This window comes from Oleiphilus sp. HI0043 (genome assembly GCF_001634935.1).
The window spans coordinates 1-814 of the sequence record NZ_LWEY01001071.1 but is presented as its reverse complement, the minus strand read 5'-3'; the positions used below and the strand labels follow the sequence as shown (position 1 = coordinate 814).

Genomic DNA, 814 nt, shown 5'->3' with positions numbered 1-814 from the left:
AGCTAGCTGGTTCACTAGAGAAGTTAAGTGAATTACAAAGTGCTGGTGTTGTCGCCATTCAAACGAAACAACTTAGTAGAGTTCATCGAGAGCGCTTGATTAAGCACGGGTTTATTCGAGAGGTGATACGGAGTTGGGAGTTAATTGGTTTCAGTAAGTGAGATTACCGAACGCTTACCAACGCACGCGCTATATTCCAACAGAATAATTTCAATCGAGTCTGACCCCATTGATTCACTTAACAACACAATAAACTTAGAAAAAATTAAATTTTCTTCTCTGTGTAGGCCGCAGGCCGCTCTGAGCCCTCTGTGGTGAACCGTCTTTTGTGTTTTGATCTTTAAGGAATAAACCAATAAACCACAGAGGACACCGAGCGCTTCGCTGCACAGAGGAAGAGATTAAGAAATACTAAAAACTTTTTGTCTTTTCTCGGTGTAGGCCGCAGGCCGCTCTGTGCCCTCGGTGGTGAACCTTCTTTTGTGTTTTGATCATTATGGGATAAACCGATGAACCACAGAGGACACCGGGCGCTTCGCTGCACAGAGGAAGAGATTAAGAAATACTAAAAACTTTTTGTCTTTTCTCGGTGTAGTCCGCAGGCCGCTCTGTGTCCTCGGTGGTGAACCGTCTTTTGTGTCTTAATCTTTAAGGGATAACCAGCCTGACCTCTTCCCCCAATAATTCCCGTAGCGCCTGTTTTAAAGCCCTCTTCGCGTCATCATCACCATGAACAATTCTTATTTCTGAAGGCTTAGCATTCATACCTTGCACTAAGTTCAGCAAGTCTTCCTGACCTGCATGCGCAGAGTAA

At 44.5% G+C, this 814-nt stretch carries 1 protein-coding gene; it reads right to left on the bottom strand.

Annotated elements, in window-relative coordinates:
* Positions 1–648: 648 nt before the first annotated feature.
* A partial coding sequence (locus tag A3729_RS30860) for an MBL fold metallo-hydrolase RNA specificity domain-containing protein (protein WP_304439720.1) occupies positions 649–814 on the bottom strand: 166 nt, incomplete at its 5' end.